This is a genomic window from Nostoc favosum CHAB5714, assembly GCF_020829495.1.
Classification (GTDB): Bacteria; Cyanobacteriota; Cyanobacteriia; order Cyanobacteriales; family Nostocaceae; genus Nostoc; species Nostoc favosum.
Window position 1 is genome coordinate 160,123 of record NZ_JAIVFQ010000005.1, and the last position, 22,108, is coordinate 182,230.

Annotated in this window: 17 protein-coding genes; 5 read left to right on the top strand and 12 right to left on the bottom strand. The window is 42.6% G+C overall.

Translation table 11 applies throughout. The annotated features are described in order from the left end of the window. Positions 1 to 471 precede the first annotated feature (471 nt). From LC586_RS06165 to LC586_RS06210, 10 genes are all read right to left on the bottom strand, one after another. The gene (locus LC586_RS06165; RefSeq protein ID WP_229483707.1) at positions 472 to 2,595 is read right to left on the bottom strand and encodes a single-stranded-DNA-specific exonuclease RecJ; all 2,124 of its coding nucleotides are present in this window, start codon (positions 2,593 to 2,595) and stop codon (positions 472 to 474) included. 153 nt (positions 2,596 to 2,748) lie between these two features. Further along, positions 2,749 to 3,174 carry a hypothetical protein gene (locus LC586_RS06170; protein ID WP_229483708.1) on the bottom strand — a complete coding sequence of 142 codons (426 nt, stop codon included), beginning with the start codon at positions 3,172 to 3,174 and terminating at the stop codon, positions 2,749 to 2,751. Positions 3,175 to 3,391: 217 nt separating this feature from the next. Continuing rightward, the gene (locus LC586_RS06175) at positions 3,392 to 4,360 is read right to left on the bottom strand and encodes an iron-siderophore ABC transporter substrate-binding protein (protein WP_229483709.1); all 969 of its coding nucleotides are present in this window, start codon (positions 4,358 to 4,360) and stop codon (positions 3,392 to 3,394) included. A gap of 14 nt (positions 4,361 to 4,374) precedes the next feature. After that, entirely contained in the window at positions 4,375 to 7,059 is a 2,685-nt protein-coding gene (locus tag LC586_RS06180) for a TonB-dependent receptor (protein ID WP_229483711.1), read from the bottom strand. 272 nt (positions 7,060 to 7,331) lie between these two features. Continuing rightward, on the bottom strand, positions 7,332 to 8,306 hold the full coding sequence (locus LC586_RS06185) for a helix-turn-helix domain-containing protein (protein WP_306423234.1): 975 nt from the start codon (positions 8,304 to 8,306) through the stop codon (positions 7,332 to 7,334). An 834-nt stretch (positions 8,307 to 9,140) separates the two neighbouring features. Then, complete coding sequence (pstB, locus tag LC586_RS06190) at positions 9,141 to 9,968, bottom strand: phosphate ABC transporter ATP-binding protein PstB (RefSeq protein ID WP_229483713.1); 828 nt, start codon at positions 9,966 to 9,968, stop codon at positions 9,141 to 9,143. A 52-nt stretch (positions 9,969 to 10,020) separates the two neighbouring features. Continuing rightward, positions 10,021 to 10,920 carry a phosphate ABC transporter permease PstA gene (gene pstA, locus LC586_RS06195; protein WP_229483714.1) on the bottom strand — a complete coding sequence of 300 codons (900 nt, stop codon included), beginning with the start codon at positions 10,918 to 10,920 and terminating at the stop codon, positions 10,021 to 10,023. 5 nt (positions 10,921 to 10,925) lie between these two features. Beyond that, entirely contained in the window at positions 10,926 to 11,867 is a 942-nt protein-coding gene (gene pstC / locus LC586_RS06200; protein ID WP_229483716.1) for a phosphate ABC transporter permease subunit PstC, read from the bottom strand. A 58-nt stretch (positions 11,868 to 11,925) separates the two neighbouring features. Further along, positions 11,926 to 12,927: a PstS family phosphate ABC transporter substrate-binding protein gene (locus LC586_RS06205; RefSeq protein WP_229483718.1), complete on the bottom strand. Its 1,002-nt coding sequence runs from the start codon at positions 12,925 to 12,927 to the stop codon at positions 11,926 to 11,928. Between the two features lie 89 nt (positions 12,928 to 13,016). Then, positions 13,017 to 14,174 carry a sulfate ABC transporter substrate-binding protein gene (locus tag LC586_RS06210; protein ID WP_229483719.1) on the bottom strand — a complete coding sequence of 386 codons (1,158 nt, stop codon included), beginning with the start codon at positions 14,172 to 14,174 and terminating at the stop codon, positions 13,017 to 13,019. A gap of 885 nt (positions 14,175 to 15,059) precedes the next feature. Here LC586_RS06210 and LC586_RS06215 point away from each other — a divergent pair. The 3 genes from LC586_RS06215 to LC586_RS06225 all read left to right on the top strand — a co-directional run bounded on the left by LC586_RS06215 (position 15,060) and on the right by LC586_RS06225 (position 19,891). Then, positions 15,060 to 16,628, top strand: coding sequence for a metallophosphoesterase family protein (locus LC586_RS06215; RefSeq protein ID WP_229483721.1), 1,569 nt, complete (start codon positions 15,060 to 15,062; stop codon positions 16,626 to 16,628). Positions 16,629 to 17,299: 671 nt separating this feature from the next. Then, complete coding sequence (locus LC586_RS06220; protein ID WP_229483722.1) at positions 17,300 to 18,058, top strand: YebC/PmpR family DNA-binding transcriptional regulator; 759 nt, start codon at positions 17,300 to 17,302, stop codon at positions 18,056 to 18,058. A 579-nt stretch (positions 18,059 to 18,637) separates the two neighbouring features. Beyond that, positions 18,638 to 19,891, top strand: a complete 1,254-nt coding sequence (locus LC586_RS06225; protein ID WP_229483723.1) for an FAD-dependent hydroxylase — start codon at positions 18,638 to 18,640, stop codon at positions 19,889 to 19,891. A gap of 10 nt (positions 19,892 to 19,901) precedes the next feature. Here LC586_RS06225 and LC586_RS06230 read toward each other — a convergent pair whose 3' ends face one another. Both LC586_RS06230 and LC586_RS06235 read right to left on the bottom strand, forming a co-directional pair. Then, the gene (locus tag LC586_RS06230; protein WP_229483724.1) at positions 19,902 to 20,522 is read right to left on the bottom strand and encodes a Uma2 family endonuclease; all 621 of its coding nucleotides are present in this window, start codon (positions 20,520 to 20,522) and stop codon (positions 19,902 to 19,904) included. A gap of 33 nt (positions 20,523 to 20,555) precedes the next feature. Further along, a complete protein-coding gene (locus LC586_RS06235) occupies positions 20,556 to 20,792 on the bottom strand; it encodes a hypothetical protein (RefSeq protein ID WP_229483725.1) in 237 nt (78 codons plus the stop codon). A 576-nt stretch (positions 20,793 to 21,368) separates the two neighbouring features. Here LC586_RS06235 and LC586_RS06240 point away from each other — a divergent pair. Both LC586_RS06240 and LC586_RS06245 read left to right on the top strand, forming a co-directional pair. Beyond that, positions 21,369 to 21,560: a hypothetical protein gene (locus tag LC586_RS06240; RefSeq protein ID WP_229483726.1), complete on the top strand. Its 192-nt coding sequence runs from the start codon at positions 21,369 to 21,371 to the stop codon at positions 21,558 to 21,560. After that, a complete protein-coding gene (locus LC586_RS06245; protein WP_229483727.1) occupies positions 21,553 to 21,897 on the top strand; it encodes a type II toxin-antitoxin system PemK/MazF family toxin in 345 nt (114 codons plus the stop codon). Before LC586_RS06240 ends, LC586_RS06245 begins: the two co-directional genes overlap by 8 nt. Positions 21,898 to 22,108 lie beyond the last annotated feature (211 nt).

Below are 22,108 nucleotides of genomic sequence, written 5' to 3' on the forward strand. Positions count from 1 at the left end.
GAGTGAGGAGTTAGGAGTGAGGAATTAAATTTTATTCTCAACTCATAACTCATAACTCATAAATCAGCACTCACAGTATCACAGTCACAAGTGTTAAATAATTCGTAATTCGTAATTCGTAATTCGTAATTACGTTTTGTGACGGGGATTTAGACCCCGACACAAAACGTTCTGCCTGTCTTGCTCTTTACTTAAACCCCCAAACTTGGTTAATAATTCAAAATTCAAAATCAAAGACATTTCAGACGGGGATTTAAACCCCGATGGTTCCTGAGCAGTTCGGTAAGCTCACTGTAAGACCTGTCTTAAACCTATGGGGAAGCAAGCTACACATAGCGTCCTGCTTTTTAAAGACTGAAACTGATGCTAGATGTAAATGTAGAGGTCTTAAACCCTTTAATTTACGATAAGTTAATTAAGAACTCCAAACTCCTAACTCTTGTACAGACGCGATTAATCGCGTCTGTACTCCTAACTCCTAACTGATAACGCCTGAAGGGCAGCTTGGATAATGCTGTCATACTGTGGCTGAGAGATATCAACTTCTTTGGCGTTTTGACGATTAGTGCCCAGTAAACCGATTATATGTCCTGGCTGCATGGCTAAGACTTTACCTTCAGAGTTTTTAATTCTTAATTCTGCTTCAATACCGTTTTTATAGAAACCACAAGTATACTGTCGCTGGTTGTATTCAAAAGTGGTGCTTGACGGGGTAGGTGGCGAAGCAAAAAATTGTTGAAGCTGAATTGGCAGTCTGACTCCTATTAACTCTAGCTCGATGGTGGTGTTACCGTTAAAGTAATTTTCTCGTAGTTTGTAAGCGATATCCACTCGCGGCGGTAAGCGGAAATAGTCGCCCCAACGCCAAGCGATCGCTTTAATTATATATTCCTGATTATTAACAGTTTGGGCAATTGTCAGTTTAATGTGGCCCTTACCGACAATTTTTTGCTCAACCACTTTAACATTAGGTGTCCAGAAAACCGGATCGGGGTTGTCCATACCGCAGGGGTGCAGAGCATTAAGCTGTTGATAAAGCTGCTGATTGATGTGATTAAGGTTAACTTCGGCATCAATTTTGAGCAGAGGCTTGAGATGCTGGGGTTCAAGACACTGGTTAGCAAACTCAATCAAACGCGATCGCAACACCTGTAAATTCTCTGCTGGTAGAGAGAACCCCCCGGCTGCTTTGTGTCCGCCAAATTTCCCTAGTAAATCGTGACAATATTCCAAAGCTTCAAACACATGAAACTCTGGAATTGAGCGTGCAGAACCGCGTATATCTCCCTCATCCTCATAAGTACCGATGAACACGGGAACGCCGTAGCGTTCTACCAAGCGGGAGGCGACAATCCCAATAACGCCATGATGCCAATTGGGTTGAACAACAATTAATACACGGTCTTGCTGTAGAGATGCAACAAATTCTGTCTCCACATAAGCGATCGCTTCTTGTTCAATTTGCTCACACATTAGCTGGCGAGAGGCGTTGATTTGTTCGCACTGCATTGCTCTTTCCAGCGCCACCCCCATATCATCTGTAGTCAGCAATTCAATCACAGTTTGAGGATTACCAATCCGGCCAATAGCATTAATTCGCGGCCCCAGGCGAAAACCGATATCTTCAGGCTTCAGGGATTTGGGATTTGAGGAGTTAGGAATATTGAATTTTTTCTCCCCTGCTTCCCCTGCTCCCCCTGCTCCCCCTGCTCCCCCTGCTTTCTCATCCCCCCTCGCCTGCACGCCGCCTACTTGAATTAACGCCTGTACACCAGCTAAGTTGGATTTGGGTAAATGCTGTAAACCACGTTTTACCCAACGGCGATTTACGCCAGTTAAGGGAGCTAAATCTGCGATCGTTCCCAGCGTAAACAGTGCTAGCATCGGTTGGATCAAGCCCTTAGTCTTTCCTAGCTGTTGTGCTAGAGACACTGCCAAAATGTAGGCAACACCAACACCAGCAACACCTCGATAAGGTGAAGATTCTGCTATTAGTTTAGGGTTGAGGATAGCGTTAGCTGGTGGTAATTTTTGGGGTATATCGTGGTGATCGGTGATAATAACTGCAAGGCCAAGTTCTGTAGCTCTAGCAACTGGTTCAAATGCAGAGATGCCATTATCTACAGTGAGAATTAGCCCCACACCTTCGCCGTGAAATTCTTCAACGATGCGTTTATTAATACCGTAGCCTTCATGCATCCGGCTGGGAATAGCATAATCTACCTGTGCGCCTAAAGTGCGGAGACTACGTAAAAGTAGAGCAGTGCTGGTCATACCATCAGCATCGTAATCACCACAAATAGCAATTTTTGTTTGAGAAGCGATCGCATTTTGCAACAACTCCAAACTAATCGCCAAATCTGGGAAATCTTCTAACGGCGAAGGTAAAACTAAAGATTCTGGATTTAAAAATGCTTGTACCTGTTCTGGTGTTTCCATACCCCGATTAATCAACAACTGGCTGACAATGGGTGAAATGTTTGTCAAAGCTGCCAGATTTTGGGCAAATTCTGGTTTTTGTGGATAAATTTGCCAGCGCTGATCGGGTAAGCGCCTGTGAGGCTTTGAGAGTTCAGATACAGGTCGGTCTAGCACAATACATACAAGTTAGGAGTTAGGAGTTAGGAGTAGAGACGCGATTAATCGCGTCTGTGAGTAGAGACGCGATTAATCGCGTCTGTACAGGAGTTATGAGTGTTGAATTGAAAGTTGTTTCTTAACTCATAACTAATAACATTAATTTGCGATCTAAAACACGTTTATCCTGCCATCATCCATAATATATAACGAGCGATCGCCAGGAGAGCGCCAAGTCGGACGGAGTTCCAGCCGCAATGTGCCAAAGTTAGGTTTGGAGACAATTGCTTGTAGTGATAAACCCGTTTCGCTCCAAAATATCAAAGATGTATTTGGCTCCGTACCCTCTATTTGTTCTAGATTTAATTTCTGCCCTGGACTCAAGGATATTGCATCAGTCCCGGAGGGTTTTTGAATTTTAATCAGGTTGGGTGTGCTATTTACAACTTCAACCCGGATACGTTGCCCTGGTGTAAACTGAATTGGTTGCGACCCACACTTAGAGGCACAAGTTCGAGCTAAAGTAGCAGTGGGATTATTGATTGATGCAACTAGAACGGTAGCTGCAACTAAAGCAAATGACAGAGGCTTAAACATAATACACAGTATAAGTACTAAACTGAAATATTACTTCAATTTCCTACTATTAAGCCTCAGCATATTTTCCAGAATTACTAAAGAAACGTGTGCCTCCGTTGGAGACTCAAGTTAAAGAAGGGGAAGGAGGGAAGGCAAACGGTTTGGATAAGACTTGATCCACCTTTACTACCCGTGGCAAGATTTGAGACAAATAATCTGTGTTTTGACATGAAATTTAAGGTGTGTTGACTAAGTATTTAAATAAGTCGTCAATTACTGCATTCATTGCTAAGATATCAAAAGCATACCAGTGTGAAGAGTCTACAAGATAAACCTGATTCTTCTGAACTGCTTTGAGTTGTCGCCACAAAGGTTTTTGTTGCAGCTTCTCTAAACTCTTTTTGGCAGCCTCCCCTCCAATATCCGAAATAAAAATAACATCACCATCTATATCAAACAAACGTTCCTGGGAAATATTATTGCTCACGAAGAAATCTCCACTTTGACCTGGTGGGCGTTGTAATTCAATATCATTTAGAACTCTACTAGTAGGATGTTTTTTGCCGTAAGTAAACATTCCATAGGAGGGATTTATGGTTACAACTGATACTTGAATTTGTTTTCGGCGATCGCCCAAAGCTTGTTTGAGTTTGTCAATCCGCTGCCAATATTCGTCTATTAACTGTTTACTCTCCTGTTCCTTATCTAGCAACTTGGCAACATCTTCTAAGTGTTTTTGCCAATAAGGGGGTGGAGCAGGGTAATCTAATACAACAGTAGGTGCAATATCAGTTAGCGGTTTGTAGATATTTTGCAACCGAGTATTCGATAAAATTAAATCAGGTTTCAGCAGCAAAATCTTTTCCAAGTTTGGTTCATTGAGGCTTCCAACAAATTCAACTCCATCCACTTTGTCTCGAAGATGTTTTGGAAAAGGCTCACCTGGAATCCACACGTATGCAATGGGTTTGATACCCAATGCCAAAGCACTACTAAAAGTGCTCATCCATAGAGTCACAATTCGTTGAGGATTGCGAGGGATGCACGTTTCACCCATCACATGTTGCACGACTCGGCAATTTTCTAATGGTTGTTTTAAGCTTGTCGCATTATGATCAATATTTCTGCTACAAGCCCAAACAAGTGTAAATGTCAAAACTCCCAAGAACAATAGATAAACAAGGCGGTGTAGAGAAAAGTTCATGGATATCTGATTACTCAAAACTGCCAAGAAATCGTACCCTGCACAGTGAATGGCTCACCGGGAAAAACGAAAAAGCTACCAAAGGCAGTTTCATAATAGTCCACATTGAATACATTCCTGAAATTGACCTGGGCGCGAAGTCGTTCTTTTTTGTAGAAGATGCTGGCATCAGTCCGCAGGTAACTTGGCAAAGTAAAAGTATTTTCTAAATCCCCCTGCCGGTCTCCCACAAAGAAGAAGCCTAAGCCAATCCCTAAACCTTTCAAATCACCCTGTTGAATTTCGTAAGTAGTAAACAAGTTGAAGCTGTTTTCAGGCGCATTTTCCAAACGGTTGTCAACCAGATCGGGGTTGGTGTCTTCAGAGACTTTTGCATCAGTATAGGCATAGCCCGCAAAAATGTTCCATCCTGGTAAGATTTCGCCTCCAACACTGAGTTCAATACCCTGACTGTGTTGTTCACCCGTTTGAATGGAGAAGATTGGGTCGCTGTTATTAGGGTCATCCGCCAAAACATTTGATCGCGTCAGGTCGAAGAAAGCAAGGATTGCAGAAAGTTTATTACTAATGTCTACTTTAGCCCCAATCTCATATTGCCTGCCCTCTTCGGGCTGAATACTGCCACCAGAAACAATCCCATTCACAGGGGTAAATGAGGTACTGTAGTTGGCGTAGAGTGATACTGACTCAATGGGTTGATAGACAATGCCTACACGTGGGCTGAATGCATCTCCTGATACGCTTGTTTCTGTGTTTGTAAGAAAATCTTTCTCTGTCTGGTTAAAGGTGTCAAACCGCACGCCCAACAGTAACTTCAGATTCTCTGCTAGCGTGACTTGATCTTGGACGTAAATACCCAATGCATCTGTTGAGTTGCCAAAATCATAGATGGAGAAAGGATCGCCGAGTGGCTGACCATATACTGGGTTGAATACGTCTATGGGTGCGATCGCCCTGCCAACGCCTCGAAATTTTGATATCTCAAATCTACTGAGATCAACTCCAAAGATTACCTGGTGGCCAATCGAGCCAGTTGAGAATTTGTTAACCAAGTCTACTGCAAAGTTATAACTAGCTTGATTTAATGTCCTGGTAACGAAGGTACGATTCAGGGTTCGATTATCAGGCTCAAAGCCAGTACCGAATACTTGATCTTCTGTCCCATCGAAAGCTGATACTCGAAAGGCATTTCGCAACGACAAACTGTCGCTGAATTTATGCTCCAGTGTGTAGCCAATTCGATAAAGGTCTACATCAAATGGTTCAGCAGAGGGTTCAGTAATGCTACGGTTCAACGGTATTCGACCATTAGGGTTTGGCAGCACCGTACCAACGGCTGGTAGTCCCAAATCAACTTCATTTTCTGAAGATGAGTACTCACCTTCGAGAGTCAATTTTGTGCGATCGCTAATTGCCCAACTAATGACAGGCGCAACAAACAGTCTTTCGGAATTTTTAAAGTCGGTAAAGCTGCCTATATTTTGGTAAGCTGCGTTGACTCGATATAAAACTTGCTTAGAGTCGTCTAATGGCCCAGATATATCGACTGTGCCACGGTAGTAGCTGTAGTTCCCGACGGTGGCCTTAACCTCATAGAAGGGATCACTCAGAGGCTGCTTTGTGATCAGGTTGATTGTGCCTCCTGGATTGGATCGACCAAACAGCACCGAACTTGGGCCTTTCAGGACTTCTACTTGTTCGATATGGGAAAAGTCCAATTGACGTGTGGCCAGAAAATCTGGCAAACCATTTCTAAGAATATTCCCTGAGTCATCCCTAGTGGTAAAGCCTCGAATGGCAAAAAAAGCACCATTTGAAAAGTTAGGAGGAAACGTTGTATTCACTCCAGGGACATTTCTGATGGCTTCTTCTAGACGGGTAACATTTTGGTCTTCCAGCACCTGACGTGGCACTACCTGAATCGATTGGGGAATATCGCGAAGCGGCGTGTCGGTTTTGGTCGCAGTCGTGGTATTCGGTACGTTATATCCGTCTTGCTCTCCCGTCACCACCAACTCAATCGGCTCATCTTGCTGTGCTGCTGGTTCCTCTTGCGGTGTTTCGCTCGTTGGTTTCTTTGCTTCAGGCTGCTGTGGTGGCTGCATTGCAGTTGCAGCAGGTGTCAAACCTAAAATGAAACCCTCATTACTGTCAAATAATTCAACCGTTGGCAATCCTGCATCACCCGTAACTGTCACGCGAATAATATTGGCATCTAAATTTGTGACAGTTATCTCAGTAATACCCTGAACTGGGTTTTGGGAACGGAATGTAAACCCATCGCCACTGGGTAAACGCAGTTGGGCATTAGGAATATCTGCAATAAAGTTATTGTCAGCGCTGCGATTTGTGATTTGTAACTTTTCTCCCTGAGTCGTCTGTAAAATCACCTCCACACCTTTGTCAGTGGGATTAGCTTTCACCGCAGTCACCTGTACAACTTCTGATGAGGGTGCTGCTTCTGTTGCTGGCGACTGTACTAGCATGATTGCGCTAGTACTGGGACGCTCAATTTCACTCAATTGCCGAATTTTTCGACTCAGCAGAGGTTTGAAATTTTCCTGGCTTTGGACTTCCTGCTTCTCAACCGTTGATTTAATTTCTGCCCATCCAGGCTCAATAACAACAGCACTCAAGCATCCCGATAGACTCACTAAAAACCACAGTCGCACACTACCAGACAAACACCAACACTTCATCACAACTCCTGATACACCAGCTTGCAGAACTTTGCTGAATTAATCTGCTTTGCAGTAATGACTCTCTGATTGCTTTCACTTGCTCAGGAAAGACAAAAATTAGTTCTCTCCTTGTTGAAGAAGAGTTATGGAGTCAAATCAATCCAGAGTTTCCGACTAAAACTGGATTACTGCAAATGGTTTCTAATTCAATGAAGCTGAGTATAGAGAATTATTAGCAACTGAGTCTACCCAAAAACCGCATCACTATCCCGAAACCGACTTTTTACCAATTAAACTTTGCTTTGACTCGGCGTAATCCCGAATCTGCGCTTGAAAGCAGCTGCAAAGTGTCCCAGGTGAGAATAGCCAATTTTGTTACCAACCTCAGCAATAGTCATGTTTCCCTGACGCAATAACTGCTCTGCCCATTCCATTCGTTTGTCTGTCAGGTAGCGAAATGCTGTTGTACCAAAGAGTTCCTGAAATCCACGTTGCAGAGTGCGATCGCTCACCCCCACCATTTGCGCCAACTCCAGCAATGACGGCGGATTCTCCAAATGTGCCAATAAAATTTCTCTAGCAAGATAAATCCGGGCGATAGTATCTGTATTCAATCGCGGTGATAATTGCAAGCCATCTTGAGCAGATAAGATGGGAGCTAACTGCAACGCTATTAGTTCCAACACCTTACTTTGTAAATACATTCGCTTTGTGATTCCTTGGAAAGGACAGTTGATAATTTGCTGTGCTATTCCCGCAATAGCAGTTGTAGTTTCTGGGTAGAGCAAAGTTTGCCAATCATTACCCTTTGCTAACAGACGCAATTGGTGGGGAATTTCTCCTGTATCATCGGGGAAAAAAGCTGCCAGCAAGTCAGCAGGCATCTCGATGTCAACGCCCACACGTCGAGATTTGGAGGATTTCAGAGTCATTTGGCGTTGAACACCGCTACCAGAAATACACGTATATCCTTCCCCTAACTGCCTCCCATATTCATCTATGACTTTGCCTGAAAGGTAGACACAAAATTGCAGTGGGTGATCCCACTCAGGGATTTTACAGAGGACATCATTGTGATATTCACAATCCCAAATTTCAAGCCAGAGATGAGGATGCACTTCAATATCCCGCATATAGCCTTTACCCAGTCGCTTGGGCATTGGACGGAGAATTTCAAATGGCTCTTGTCCCGGTTGTTGTGGGCTATTGTGGCTAGCTTCCGCCCACAGTTCCCAATCCTCTTTCATCGTCAGGGTGATGGTCATTACTGGTAAATATTAGAAAATTAATGCTATTAATTCTCAATAATTTTACCGCGATCGCTTCACACTATGGCATTTTCCCAAGTGAATGTTTCCACTGATCGAAAAGGTTTAGAGGAGTAAATTTATTTATAGAAAAGGTAGAAGGATTTTTTAAGGGGACATTGAGTTGAGTGACATACTCCTACACTGATTGCAAGCAATACAGTGTAGGCTTCTCAGTGACTCCCGGTATCCCGTCGGACATTAACTGAGCTTTGTTTAGACTGCACGGTATGCCCTACCGCACAGTTGAACAATACAAAAATGTTCATCACCTTTGTACTGCTGGAATTTTACCTACCCACAGAAAACGACAAAAAGTGTCCGTTACTGGGTAGAACCCCATATTCCAGGTTGTTAAGGTACAGTGTGCAGGAAGCCGTTAGCTATTAATTTGATTAAACCTGCACTATTTAAGTATATCATAGTTACGGTGAATCGTCGTAACTATGCCTAGAAGTCACAGAGTTGAAACAAGACTTAATGATAGGGAATTGGGACTTTTAAAGGAGTTTGCAGAAACTTTAGATATACCGATGTCTGAAGCGTTGAGAACTCTAGTTCAAAGTTTGGCGATTCGTCGCCCACCCCACTCACTTAACGAGTGACAGTCGTTATTGGTCGGGGGTGGGACTCCTCATCGCCCAAAAATTCATCTCATCACTCCCTTCCGGGTGAGTGAGAGGCTTCTTTTTGTTTAAGCTAAATTTAAATAAAAGGGAAAAGGAATAATAGTCACTCAATAACTGAACTTGGCTTTTACCTTTCCCCTTGCGCTTCCCCTGTAATGTCTCTTTAACCGAAACGCCCACTAATATAATCTTCAGCTTCTTTAGTTTGAGGAGAACTGAACATTTGGGCTGTAGGATTAAACTCAACTAATTTTCCGCGACGTTTACCATGCTCGTCAATTTCTGTATTGAAGAAAGCCGTGAAATCTGCGACTCTAGAAGCTTGCTGCATATTGTGAGTCACCATGATGATGGTGTATTGCTGCTTGAGTTCTAAGCAGAGTTCTTCTACTTGGCGGCTAGAAATTGGGTCGAGAGCAGAACATGGTTCATCCATTAATAATACATCTGGCTTCATGGCGATCGCACGCGCTATGCAAAGCCGTTGCTGTTGTCCGCCAGATAATGCAGTTCCCTTCTCTTTAAGTTTGTCTTTGACTTCATCCCAAATAGCAGCGCGTCTGAGGGAATCTTCCACCAATTCATCAACGTTACCTTTATAACCGTTAGCACGCGGCCCAAAGGAAATATTTTCGTATATTGATTTGGGGAAAGGATTTGGTCTTTGAAAAACCATTCCGACTTGGCGGCGTAATTTTACAGAATTTATCTTAGGATCATAAATATTGCGATCGCGATAATTCAGTCTACCCTCAACTTTAGCTCCAGGGATTAAATCATTCATCCGATTGAAGCAACGCAGTAAGGTACTTTTACCACATCCTGAAGGGCCAATAAAAGCAATAATTTGTTTTGCAGGAATCTTTAAGTAGACATCTAAAAGCGCCAAAAGTCCCCCATAATAGACCTTCACACCTTCAACATTGAAGACGTTATTCTCCTCGTCTATTGTGGCACTATCTAATTTACTTCTACTGTCGCTATAAGTCATGAAAGCGTATCTCCTAATAACCGTGAATATATCCAATTAGATATTTAATTATCTAGTGTATTGTAAAGCGTTGGCGGATATAAATTGCTACACCATTTAAAACTAAAATCAAGAGTAACAACGCAATAATTGTTGCTGCTGCTGCATTAGCAAAACCTGGTTCAGGACGAGTAATGTAACTATAAATTTGAATGGGTAATGCCATAAATCTCTGGAACAAACCAGGGTTAAAGGTGAGAAAACCCACAGCACCTACAACAATTAGAGACGCTGCATCACCAATTGCACGGGATACAGAGATAATTACCCCTGTCAAAATACCAGGAATAGCGTATGGTAAAACGTGACTCCTGATAGTTCGCCATTTAGTGACACCTAATCCATAAGAAGCATTTCTCAGGGAATCCGGGACGGCGCGAATTGCTTCTCTAGCTGTCACAATAATTACTGGTAAAGACAACAAAGATAAAGTCAACGCACCAGAAACCAAAGCGGGGCCGAACCCAAGCAGATAATTGAAAACTCCTAAACCCAGCAATCCGTAGACAATGGAAGGTACACCTGCTAGATTGCTGATATTAATCTCAATAATCACTGTCCACCAAGCTTTAGGTGCATACTCTTCTAGATATAAAGCTGCTCCAACACCAACTGGTACAGTGACTAAAATCACAATAATTCCTAAAAGAATACTACTGACAATAGCGGGACGGATACCACCTTGGTCAGGAAAACGAGAAGGGGTTTCTGTTAGAAAGCCGGGTGTTAAAAATCTGGCTAATCCATCCCGAAAAATATCGAAAAGTAGCAAAGCCAAAATAAATATACCAATCAGCAACCCTAACAAAAAAACTATTTCAAATACTTTTCCTAATGTCTCCCTACTCTCAACATTATCAGTAAATTCTGCCGCCGAATCAAAAGAATCATCTCGTTGATAACTTGTTGTCATGCTTATTACTCGTACTTTTCTTTAAAGCGATTAGCAATCCAGTAACTAACAATATTTAAAGCTAGGGTCAGTAGAAATAAAAGAGCGCCCACAGCATATAAAGTCTTGAAATTAAGACTACCACGCGGACTATCCCCACCAGAAATTTGCGCCATGTAAGCTGTCATTGTTTCTACTGATTCCGCAAAGTTAATCGTCAGTTTTGGTTGTTGACCTGCGGCAATAAGGACAGTCATCGTTTCACCCACAGCACGAGAAATACCCAAAATAATTGAGGCTATAATTCCAGAAAGCGCTGCTGGGAGGACTACTTTAAAAATGCTTTCCAATTTAGTGATACCTAAAGCATAAGCTCCTTCCCGCAAAGAACGTGGAACAGCTTGAATCGCATCTAAGCTAATAGAACCAACAGTAGGAGTAATCATTACCCCCATCATTAACCCTGCGCTCAAGGCATTAAATATTTCTAGAGGAATAATATTCCGCAGTAATGGTGTGAGGAATAAAAGTGCAAAGTAACCATATACTACTGTAGGTATTCCTGCCAAAAGTTCCACTGCGGGACGTAAAATTGCTGCTACTTGTGGTTGAGCATATTCACTCAAGTAGATTGCAGAAGATAAACCTAAAGGAATAGCAACCGCCATCGCAATAGCTGTAGTTAAGAAAGTGCCGGCTATCAAGGGCCAAACGCCAAAATGTCTATCTGCAAATAGAGGTGTCCATTTAGTATCAAGAAAGAATTGGGCAAAGGAAACTTCTTGGAAAAAACCAAATGCCTCCTGAAAGATAATTACGACAATACCAAAGGTAGTTAGAACAGAAACTAAGGCACAACTAAATAAAATTACCGCAATAATCTTTTCTGAGATATCTTCAAATGCATTTTTCTCCAATGACTGTCTGAACTGGAGATAAGGATCGTCTTGAGAATTGGGATTTTGCATAAATAAAATAAATTAGTTAAGCCTTTACTAAATTCATACTACAAAAACTGGTCTTTATTTAAATAAAGTTGGTGATTGGTTCACCTGGTTTTGCTTTTTTGAATTTTGTCCCAGTTTCACCACTAGCCAATTTTTGTTTTACCTTGACGTAAGCTTCATCAGGTAATGCTACATAACCAACGCTATCTACCCACTTCCAAGAATTTTCTAGATAAAAATCTACAAATTCTTTGACTGCTGGCTTGCTATCTAAGGATTTTTTACTAACATAGATAAACAGAGGACGAGACAATGGTGTATAGAGATTTTTAATTACATTATCTATCGGAACTGGTTTTTCACATTTCCCTGTGGGACTTTCTACAGCAACTAGATTGAGTTTATCTTGGTTTTGAATATAGTAAGATATGCCTACATAACCTAAAGCTGATGCTTCACCTGAGACTCCTTGCACTAGTAAGTTTTGATTGTGACTGGGAGTATAATCTGTACGACCATTTTTGGCTTTGCCGGTAACAGCTTGAGTCATATAATCAAAAGTTCCAGTATCAGAAGCCGGAGCATACAGTTTCAGTTTTTGGTTAGGAAATTTGGGATTAACTTGATTCCATGTCAATATTTTGCTGTCTGATTTAGCGCCCCAAATCTTACCCAATTCTTTAATAGTTAGACATTTGGCAAAGTTATTTTGACGATTAGCAATTACAGCAATGCCGTCTAAAGCTATAGGCAACTCGACAAATTCAATATTCTTACTTTTACATTTTTTAATTTCTTCATCTCTAATGGTACGGGAAGCACCAGCTATATCAATATCGCCATTACAAAATTTACTGAAACCGCCACCAGTACCACTTGAGGCAACACTAACTTTTGCTTCAGGTTTCACTTTACCATATTCTTCTGCAACTGCTAAGGAAACAGGAAAACCTACTGCTGCACCATCAATACTCACCTGACTTTTCAATTCCTGTCCACTGTTGCAAGCACTTATACTGCTGGCAATAAGCATTAAAAATGTCAGGAAAAAGCTATCCTTAAATCGGCTACGAAAGCTCATAAGTTATCATTTGAGATAAAGTGAATCAGAATTTCTTATACTTGGCTATCTGTAAGTAGATAATGCTGCATGAAAAAATAAATATTATATTATGCTTTGCTTGCAGCTTGAACTTTATCAAAAATTGCCCCATTTCCAAAAAACTTGTTCTGGATAACATCCCAACCACCTAAATCTTGAGATGTAAATAAAGTTTTAATTGGCGGATGTTGTGAGGCTACTTCTTGGGTAACGGTGGGATTTACAGGACGATATTGTAATTTTGCAAATTCCCGTTGAGCTTCTGTTGAGTAAAGAAAATCAACAAATGCTTGTGCAACTTCTCTTGTACCGTGCTTATCGACATTTTTATCGACTATCGCTACAGGATTATCAATGGAAATATTGACTTGGGGTACAACATAAGGCAACTTCTTACCAGTTCTCTCTGCCAAAATTACTTCATTTTCGTAGTTAATTAAAACATCTCCCTCACCTTTTTGGAAGAATAAATCGCTAGCCTCACGGGCATCTTTCGTTAAAATAGGGGTATTTTTATAAACTTTGGTGACATAATCTAGCGCTGTCGCCTCATCACCGCCTGTTAGAGTTACCGAACCCCAAAAAACCAAGAATTCCCAAATAGCAATACCAGAAGTTTTTGGGTTAGCCGCAATTACTTTCACGCCATCTTTTGCTAAGTCTGCCCAAGTATTGATACCTTTGGGGTTGCCTTCGCGGGTGACGATCGCAGCAACCGATCTACTAACAATACCATTTCTCGGAGCTTTGATTTCCCAGCCTGATTTAATCAAACCTGCTTGTTGAATTTTGTTGACATCCAGGGGAAGTGCCAAATGTACTATGTCTGCTTCTTGCGAACCTGTAATAACAGCAGCCGCTTGAGCTACAGAACCTCCATAACTTTGCTCAAAGGTGACGTTTTGATTATGTTCTTGCTTCCACTTTTCGACAAATTTGGGGATTATCTGGTCATGACCTGCTTTAGTAACAGAAAAAGAAACAAGTTTTAGCTTAACATCATTTTTGCTAGCTGAACTGCTTCCAGAGCAAGAGGCAACTGCTATACTCAAAAAAGCACCTATGAGAAACAGACTTACAAAGCTTTGCACAGTGTGTCTATTGAACCAAGTTCTAATTGTGTGTTTATACGAGAGTTGTATAGTCTGCAAAGCTTTCATGGCATAAGCCTGTATACCCTCACTTAGAAATTTACTTAATTGTGTCAGTTGTTGCGACTTACTCATCAGAATACACCCCTAAATCTACGGTATTTCTAGATATATACCGTAATTATGAAAATTATAAGGTATATAGAACAATAGTTCTCATCTGGCTTCAATTATTTTTACTAAGTGAGGAGTTTCTCATTAAAGTAGCAAAGGTAAGGTATAAGCTTTGCACTCTGCCCAACTCAAAAAAGCTGATTTATTTACAGCCTACATACGTTATTTATGTATAGGATTGCCACAACAATTTGTTGCTAAGAATTGGAAAAAAACCAAAATTTTTCCCCCTTTTGTCCATAAAAGACCTCACCCTGGTTTTACGTAGTAAAACCTGTCCCTCTCCTTAGTAAGGAGAGGGATGTTTGATGGGACAGGGTGCAATACCGTTCGGATAAGCAGGGGAGGCTCTTGAGGCTCTTGAGGCTCTTGAGGAAAGAAGGTTATTGTTCAGCAATTCTTCTCTCCCCCTGCTTCTCTTCTCCCCCTGCTCCCCCTGCCTGCCTCAACCAAAAAATTCCTTAACCGAACGGTATTGGGACAGGGTGAGGTTTTTCTTTTGTTTTGGGTAATTGGATGACTTGTGTGTACACGGTAGCCGAGTCGGAGAGGGAGAGGTTCATGGAACTCAATTAACATTAGTTCAGTTGGGGGCATTGGTATTGGTTATTCACAAATGACTAATGATCTCATGTCCGCTTAGATTACTTATTAAACTCGAAGAACCCCACCCCGACAATCGTCGCTTTGTCTCCCCTAAGAGCTTGCGGGGAGGGGTTGGGGGTGGGGTGCAATGACTGTAGTAATCATAACTACTTATGCGAACATGATATGACTAATGACTAATGACAATTAAATATTTCGTTACAATCGGCATGTGCATTAGGCATTCAAGAGTTATCAGCCATGAAATTGATTTCCGATCCACCGATTCCTGTAAAAATTCAAAAGATGAAGGAACGGGTGCGGTGGATGCATCCAAGTTTTGTGCAACGGGGAATTGATCAAACCAGCATAGTTATTGACGATCGCAGAGAAGATAGTCCAGAATTTTCCTTTATGGTTATCGGTGATTCTGGCACTCAATCCCATTATCGGCAACACCCCCAACGAAAAGTTGCTGAACTAATGCTGACTCACCGCGATGATTGCAGTTTTGTGTTGCATACAGGCGATGTAATTTATGTGGTGGGTTCCCAAGAGTATTACTCGACAAACTTTATTGAACCTTACCGGGAATTTCTTGTAGGTGGGGACAACCCGAAAGACATTCTTTACGATCGCATGGTGTTTAATCTGCCATTCTTGCCAGTACCAGGTAATCATGATTACTACGATGTGCCATTGATGTACCGTTTATTTACTGGAACAACATCTTCATTACGTCGCCTGTTGCGTTACAAAGATATTGAGATTGGCTGGCATGGATCGTATCAAGGTAATGCTTATGCACGGGCATTTATGGACTATACAGGGGCGATGTCTTCCCCAGAATTAGAACGTCATTTAGATCAACACTATACTGCTAAGACCGACACAGGGCGCTGTTTGCGTTACGAACCTGGACAGTTTACCCGCTTACCCAATCGTTATTACACTTTCCGTTACGGCGGGATTGATTTTTTTGCACTGGATTCTAATACCTTTAATACACCATCACCCTTACCTGCAACTCAAGAGGGGGAAATTTACCGCCGGGAATTGCAAAAGCGTCGCCAGGAAATAGATCGAGAAGAATTGCAGATTTTGGGAATATATGATCGGCTCAACCCCGATAAACCCACCGACACGGAACAACTTGATGATCTTAGCGCCAAATTAGATCAAATTAATGAGATCAAAATCGACATTGAAAAACAATTGGCATCTCATAAAATGCCTGCGATCGACTTTGAACAACTCGAATGGTTGCGAAGTAGACTCATTGAATCTTGGAACACCTCCGAAGTGCGCGGACGTGTAATCTTTTTCCACCATCCTCCCTATGTCACAGAAGCTACCAAGTGGGATCAGGCACAAACCTTGGCGGTTCGTCGCCGCTTGCGCTGGGTGTTTGAACAAGTGGCAGAAACTCTTGGTTCTCTAATTAAAGAACGTCCCATAGTGGATTTGATTTTAAACGGTCACGCTCACTGTTTAGAGCATCTTTGCACAACTGATACCGGATTTGCTGACTCCCACATTAACTGCATTATTTCTGGTGGTAGTGGTCATCGTCCCCGTTATCAACGGCGAGAGGGGACTGAATTGATGGAGACTTTTACGGAAATTGCAGGTAAACCCACTCGGAAAGTTGCCGATTCAACGCTTTTTGTGGGTCGTCATGATTACAATTTCCAGAACCGCCTGCCTTACTCATGTGTGCGGATTGATGTTCTGGATGGTAGCCCACCCAAGTTTATCATTAGACCACTGATTACTGAACGGGTTGAAGATGAGTGGCATAAGCGCGAACTTGAACCTTTTGTGATTTAAACAAAATGTCACATTCACCCACATCCCGCCCAGAACTAAAGTTCAGGGCTGATAGCTGAAGTCCACTAAGCGTGGACTGAACTAATCATTTAGTCCACGCTTAGTGGACTTCAGCTATGAGACTCGGAATTCATTCCGAGGCGGGATAGAAACGCAGTGCGAGATTTATTAATAAAAAAATATCCCAAAACTGACGCAAAAATCTTCTCTATTTCTCCCCTCTCTGTGTTCTCTGCGTCTGGAGTGGTAGCCTTCGGCAAGCCCTCCGGCTTGGTGCAGTCGCTCATGGGGGAAACCCCCATGCGCTAAAGCGTCTCCCCTTGGGAGAAGACCGCGCTGCTTCACCGCTTTGCGTCTACGTTTATTTGGATAATTTATTTCTTGGAAGTCCCTAAACGAGATTTATTAATAAAGATATGGCCGGGGCAAGGCTTGTGTATACACCGTAGCCTTACTAAGGAGAGGGATGTCCTTTCTTGACAGGGTGAGGTTAAACTGAAATTATAAGTAATCATGCGATCGCGCTTTAATCACTTAAAAATCAAATCCAAACGTTGCTGCTTTGACGATAACTTTGCCATTCTGATCTAGCCTTGCACAATTATCTAAAGCTATGGTTATTGCAAGCGTTTATATCCTAATCTTAAATAGAGTTTTGATAATTTCAGATTATGGCAGGACATAGTAAATGGGCAAATATTAAGCGCCAGAAAGCGGTAGTAGATGCAAAAAGGGGAAAAACCTTCACTCAGTTATCTAGGGCAATTATCGTTGCGGCTAGAAGTGGCGTACCAGATCCGGCGCTGAATTTTCAACTTCGCACAGCAATTGACAAGGCAAAGGCAGCGAGTATCCCCAATGATAATATTGAACGAGCGATCGCTAAAGGTGCAGGCACTTTTGGCGGCGATAATGCTACTTTTGAAGCGATTCGCTACGAAGGTTATGGCCCTGGTGGTGTAGCAATTTTAATCGAAGCCCTCACAGATAATCGCAATCGCACTGCTGCTGACTTGCGTGTAGCTTTCAGTAAAAATGGTGGCAATCTTGGCGAAACAGGTTGCGTTAGCTGGATGTTTGACCAAAAAGGCGTTTGTGTAGTGCAGGGTGTGGTTGACGAAGAACAACTTTTAGAAGCATCCCTCGAAGGCGGTGCCCAATCTTATGATATGACTGAAGATGAGATGGCTGAGGTATTGACTGACATTGGCAATTTAGAAACCCTTAGCCAGACACTCAAGGATCAAGGCTTTAAGGTAACTGATGCCGAATTGCGCTGGATTCCCAGTAATAGTGTAGAAGTTACTGATCCAGATCAGGTGCGATCGCTTTTCAAGTTAATTGATACTCTAGAAGGCTTGGATGATGTGCAAAATGTCACAGCTAACTTTGAAATATCAGAAGAATTAATGGCTCTCAGCATTTCTTAATCATTTACAAAAATAATTGTATTATTTAACCCCGTTGAAATCCCTACCAATCAACGGTTTTTTTTTAATTACAGCGTATTTCAGGTATAGGACTTACGCACTGTACAAATGCATCGTGATGTGCATTACTTAAAATAGCAAGTTTTCAGGCATTTCTTAATTATCCTGCGATCGTAAATAGACGATGCTGTAGGGGCTAAGCAATGCTGTGCCCTTACGAAAGATATGGTTTTTAACCTTAATCCATATTTGGTATTTCTTGTCAATGCGTAAGTCCTAAGGTAAATGAAGTACACGGGTAGGGGCACAACATGTTGTGCCCCTACGATATCTGTACCTCACGCCTGTTGCAATCTGCTGTAATATCATGTTCGCTTGATTACTTATTAAACCCGAAGAACCCCACCCCGCCAAAGCTACGCTTCGTCTCCCCTCCCCGCAAGCGGGGAGGGGATTAAGGGGTGGGGTGCAATGACTGTGGAAATCATAACTAATTATGCGAACATGATATTATAACTTGCTCATGAGGGCGCGATCGCGTCAAAATAAAAGTTAAAGACGCTGTAACCTAACTTAACAATGGCCCTAACGCAGCTTGAGCAAATTTCCCCTCAACCTACACCGCCAGACTTGCGGGGATATGAATATGATTTGGTAATTGTCGGCGGTGGGATTATTGGCTTAACTCTAGCCTCTGCTTTAAAAGATTCTGCCTTGAGTGTCTTGCTGATTGAAGCGAAAGTGGCATCAGCGGCTGTAGCTAAAGGGCAAGCTTATGCAGTTCATCAGCTTTCGTCGCTAATTTACCAAGGAATTGGAGTTTGGGACAAAATGTTGCCTCAAATTGCCAAATATTGCCGAGTTCGTCTTTCTGATGCCGATTATCCCAATGTGGTGGAATTTACCACAGATGATATAGATACAGCATTGGGTTATGTGGCGGAACACCAAGCGCTGTTGCAGCCTTTGCAAGAGTTTGTCCAAAATTGTCCAAATGTGACTTATCTATGTCCGGCTGAAGTGGTAAATACGCAATACCAAAAAGATATAGTAGCGATAGATATTAAAGTTGCTGATCAGTTATACTCAGTTCGCAGCAAATTACTGATAGCAGCAGATGGGGCGCGATCGCCAATTCGTCAAGCTGCTGGTATCAAAACCTCTGGCTGGAAATATTGGCAATCTTGCATAGTTGCATTTGTCAAACCAGAAAAACCTCACAATAATACCGCTTACGAGAGATTTTGGTCTAGCGGGCCCTTTGCGATTTTACCTTTACCGGGGAACCGTTGCCGCATTGTATGGACAGCCCCCCACGAAGAAGCAAAAGCTTTATGTGCTTTAGATGATGAGCAATTTTTAAGAGAACTCACCCGTCGCTATGGTGATCAGATGGGGAAATTGGAATTACTAGGCGATCGCTTTGTATTCCAGGTACAACTCATGCAAAGCGATCGTTATGTTCTCCCCCGACTGGCATTAATTGGTGATGCGGCGCACAATTGCCATCCTGTGGGCGGACAAGGTTTAAATCTGGGAATTCGGGATGCAGCAGCTTTGGCGCAAGTAATCCAAACAGCGCACCAAGCGGGTAAAGATATTGGCGACATTCAAATTCTTAAAGGTTATGAACGCTGGCGCAAGCTGGAAAATCTGACGATTTTAGGTTTCACTGATTTATTAGATCGGATGTTTTCTAATAACTTCTTACCTGTGGTATTGGTTCGCCGCCTGGGTTTATGGTTTTTGCAGCGAGTCCCTGTATTAAAAGTGTTTATGCTGAAGTTGATGATTGGCTTGAAGGGACGGACTCCAGAATTGGCAAAACGATAAGGCTTAAAGGCTACACCACAGCAGCTTGAAAAATCTGGTTTGGGGTGAGATTCAATTCGGGAAAAGTTTGGGAAATAATGCGATCGCTATCTCGAAACTTACTTATCTGATATTCCCCATCAACTAAGTTACACACGGTGATTGTCGGTTGTTTGGGATTGCCGATAAAATTACGTCCACCCAAGGCAGCATAATCGACAATCCAGTATTCCGGGATACCCATCTCTTCATACTCAGCATACTTCAAGTAATAATCGTCTCGCCAGTTGGTTGATACAACCTCAATTGCCAAAGCTATTGATGCACCCAGACTAACGGTAGATTCTTTTTTCCATAATTTTTCGTTTTCCAGATTTGCACGGTTTAGCACCAACACATCTGGTAAGTAACCCGAATCTTTTTCAGGAGGTCTAACTATAGCTTGGTTGGGCATGAAGTAGGGGAGGTCTAATCGGTCAAATTCAACTGTTACTTTTCTTGCTAAAAAACCCTTTACTTCTTCGTGTTCCCCTACTGGTTGTGCCATCTCAACAATTTCTCCTTTATGTAGTTCGTAGCGGACTCGTCGAATTTCGGGTAGCCAATCGACGAATTCCTCAAAGGTTACTAGCTTGGGTATGGCTTGAGTCATGACTTTTGAGAATTACTGATGATAGTATTATCTCTAATCTAGGGGACTGCGGACAGCTTTTTCACCACGATTAAAAACGCGCTTATATTGGGAGTGCCGCATTTGTTGCTTCGGCGACTCCATTTGTTGCTTCGGCGACTCCATTTGTTGCTTCGGCGACTCCATTTGTTGCTTCGGCGACTCCATTTGTTGCTTCGGCGACTCCATTTGTTGCTTCGGCGACTCCATTTGCTGCTTCGGCGACTCCATTTGCTGCTTCGGCGACTCCATTTGCTGCTTCGGCGACTCCATTTGCTGCTTCGGCGACTCCATTTGTTACTTCGGCGACTCCTACGGCTGGCTACGCCTACGCATTATAAATAGGACTTACAAGAAAGGCAGAAGGTCGAGGGCAGAAGGCACTTATGTTAGGAGTATCAATTAAAACAAAATTTGCTGGGTTTAAAGCCCAGTTTAAATTGACAATTATACTGAGACTGTTTGCAGCGAGGTATAAAACATTTACAGTCTAAGTCCCACTCTTTTAAGGGTGGGTAGCTCCCGGTGCCTTCTGCCTCCAGCTCCCCCTGCCTTCTGAAGCACACTCTACGAATTCTTCTCTACGAGACGCTAGGCGTTGGCAAAAGCCTCTCATAGAGAAGGCGCTCTTGGCGTCTTCTCTGCCAGACGCGCAAGGGAGGCGGTTCGATACATTAAGCGAAGTTAGCAATTTTTGCGTAAGTCGTGATAAATATAGAGTAGAGAGCAATCGCCCCAATCCATCAAGATTTATTGGTGTTGTCAAGCGATAGCTGAAATCCCTTCTAAAACCCATGTCATGCTGTCAGCAGGTATAGGAAAAAGGCTATGACTGCTTTAGTACAAGAACTTCTGAATACCTTCGACCGCTTGACAGACTCAGAACGGTTAGATTTGGTATTGGAGATTTTGAAGCGGACAGTTTATTTAGATTTTCCGCCCTTATCTGATGAAGATTTAGCCCTGAATGCTGAGGGACTTTTTCTGGAGTTAGATGAGCAAGAAGCTGTACATGACTAGTCCTGAACGTGGTGAAGTTTGGCTAGTCGATCTAGGTTATGTGGCGAAAGTCAGACCATGTTTGGTAATTAGTATCCCTGTTCTAGAGCAAGACCGTGCATTAGTGACTCTGGTTCCACACACAACAAGCCCGCGCGGTTCAAGATTTGAGGTGCAAGTCAAAGCTAGTTTCCTTCGGGAAGGAGTATTTGACGTACAAAACATCATCACAATCCCTCATGCAAAACTTTTACGCAAACTGGGAAGTATGACACCAGAGCAAATGGTGGAGTTACAGGAGGTGCTGCTCTTCTGGTTGGGATTTGAAGAAGAAAATGCTGAGGAAGATGAGGAGTAGTCTGTGCATTGGTTGTGACAGCATAACTCAATTGTTATCAAACGCGATGCCTACGGCTGGCTACGCCTACGCATAGTAGTATTTTTTGACACTCCCCATGCGTAAACGCAGGGGATTCCAGCGTCACTGACGTTCCTTGCTTTTACAGGTCTTTCGACCAATAGAAGTAGAGGGAACATCTCGACTGGCGTTACTTCCCGGATGCCCTCCG

Excerpts from the sequence above, each read along its gene's own strand:
- pstA (WP_229483714.1), bottom strand. The coding sequence starts at position 10,920 with ATGACAACAAGTTATCAACGAGATGATTCTTTTGATTCGGCGGCAGAA.
- LC586_RS06225 (WP_229483723.1), top strand. The coding sequence starts at position 18,638 with ATGGCCCTAACGCAGCTTGAGCAAATTTCCCCTCAACCTACACCGCCA.
- LC586_RS06215 (WP_229483721.1), top strand. The coding sequence starts at position 15,060 with ATGAAATTGATTTCCGATCCACCGATTCCTGTAAAAATTCAAAAGATG.
- LC586_RS06210 (WP_229483719.1), bottom strand. The coding sequence starts at position 14,174 with ATGAGTAAGTCGCAACAACTGACACAATTAAGTAAATTTCTAAGTGAG.
- LC586_RS06240 (WP_229483726.1), top strand. The coding sequence starts at position 21,369 with ATGACTGCTTTAGTACAAGAACTTCTGAATACCTTCGACCGCTTGACA.
- LC586_RS06185 (WP_306423234.1), bottom strand. The coding sequence starts at position 8,306 with ATGACCATCACCCTGACGATGAAAGAGGATTGGGAACTGTGGGCGGAA.
- LC586_RS06230 (WP_229483724.1), bottom strand. The coding sequence starts at position 20,522 with ATGACTCAAGCCATACCCAAGCTAGTAACCTTTGAGGAATTCGTCGAT.
- LC586_RS06235 (WP_229483725.1), bottom strand. The coding sequence starts at position 20,792 with ATGGAGTCGCCGAAGCAGCAAATGGAGTCGCCGAAGCAGCAAATGGAG.
- pstC (WP_229483716.1), bottom strand. The coding sequence starts at position 11,867 with ATGCAAAATCCCAATTCTCAAGACGATCCTTATCTCCAGTTCAGACAG.
- pstB (WP_229483713.1), bottom strand. The coding sequence starts at position 9,968 with ATGACTTATAGCGACAGTAGAAGTAAATTAGATAGTGCCACAATAGAC.
- LC586_RS06245 (WP_229483727.1), top strand. The coding sequence starts at position 21,553 with ATGACTAGTCCTGAACGTGGTGAAGTTTGGCTAGTCGATCTAGGTTAT.
- LC586_RS06175 (WP_229483709.1), bottom strand. The coding sequence starts at position 4,360 with ATGAACTTTTCTCTACACCGCCTTGTTTATCTATTGTTCTTGGGAGTT.
- LC586_RS06205 (WP_229483718.1), bottom strand. The coding sequence starts at position 12,927 with ATGAGCTTTCGTAGCCGATTTAAGGATAGCTTTTTCCTGACATTTTTA.
- LC586_RS06170 (WP_229483708.1), bottom strand. The coding sequence starts at position 3,174 with ATGTTTAAGCCTCTGTCATTTGCTTTAGTTGCAGCTACCGTTCTAGTT.
- LC586_RS06180 (WP_229483711.1), bottom strand. The coding sequence starts at position 7,059 with ATGAAGTGTTGGTGTTTGTCTGGTAGTGTGCGACTGTGGTTTTTAGTG.
- LC586_RS06220 (WP_229483722.1), top strand. The coding sequence starts at position 17,300 with ATGGCAGGACATAGTAAATGGGCAAATATTAAGCGCCAGAAAGCGGTA.